The following is a 1,105-nucleotide window of genomic DNA, read 5'->3' as shown; positions in this document are numbered from 1 at the left end:
CTTTCAGATTGAGGGAATTTGCAGTCTGCCGGGCAATACAGGCATCCAGGAAACCCTGCATTTTTTGCTGCCCGAACGACAGGTGTATACGATACAGTTGGAGGATGGATGGAGCCGTTTCGAAGAAGCTATCGAGCTGTTCAATATAGTCTGGGCTTTTGGCTTCTGGCTGCGACCAGATAATCTCCAACGTCCATCTTCTACTTCGTGCCATGATAAATCGCCGGTTGAGCTTTTGCCTCAGTGGTTCCAGTGCCTCCCACTGAGCTTTGTTCGGGGGGGGGCTGAGGTTTTTGCACAGTTCAATGTACTCCAGACTCTCAGATTCAGGCAGCTGAGTCAGAGCAAACTTTACGATATTCAAAGGGGCGGGAATTGAGAGTGCCTTGTTGAGTAAGTTCTGGTCTTGTCGGCTTTCATTGTGTCTTGCCAGCCATAAACGTACGCCAGCTCCACCATGGTTATGTAATATCGGCAGCAAGGATGCCAACGCGGAAAGCACCTGAGGTCTTTCATTACGGGCGTTTGTGAAAGCGGTCAGGTATTGTTCAAATTCCGCAATGGTCATGCGCCACTTTAGAGGGGCTGTACTGAACAATGCCAAGACTTTCATGTTTTCCGCAATGGTCATACGCCACTTCTGGGGGAAAGAGCTAAAGAGCGGTAATGCGTTCACCGCATCGCCTTCCTCCCACTCATCATCCAAATCACTGATGTCGTAGATTGTTCACATCAAACTCATTGAAGTGACATACTAGCGCGGGAACGAGGTGAAAGGCATCTGTGCTTTGGTGATTCATTTTGCGTCCTTTCTGTTAGTTGCCTACAGTGGTAGGGCAATGGAGGTATTTTTTTAACAGGGTATCCGGTTGAGGTAAAACGATGAATAGCTTATACGAAACCGACCATCACAAATGGTTGACCGAGCAAGTAGGCTTACTGGCTAACAAACAATTTGACCAGCTAGACCTTGAAAATCTGTTGGAGGAGTTGGAGTTGGGTATAGAGGCTAAAGTCGATAATCTTGAGAATTATCTATCCACTTTGATAACCCATCTTCTTAAATGTGATTACCAAACGACCGTATTAAGGGATACGATAGCCG

2 protein-coding genes are annotated in these 1,105 nt (G+C 47.0%); one reads left to right on the top strand and one right to left on the bottom strand.

Annotated elements, in window-relative coordinates; all coding sequences use genetic code 11:
* A partial coding sequence (locus tag KDK16_RS04785) for a hypothetical protein (RefSeq protein WP_257274923.1) occupies window positions 1-676 on the bottom strand: 676 nt, incomplete at its 3' end.
* Window positions 677-882: 206 nt separating this feature from the next.
* Here KDK16_RS04785 and KDK16_RS04780 point away from each other — a divergent pair.
* Window positions 883-1,105: DUF29 domain-containing protein (locus KDK16_RS04780; protein ID WP_257274922.1), on the top strand; the 223-nt coding region annotated here is incomplete at its 3' end.

This window comes from Endozoicomonas sp. SESOKO4 (assembly GCF_024606275.1).
This window is presented reverse-complemented; position numbering and strand designations above follow the sequence as displayed.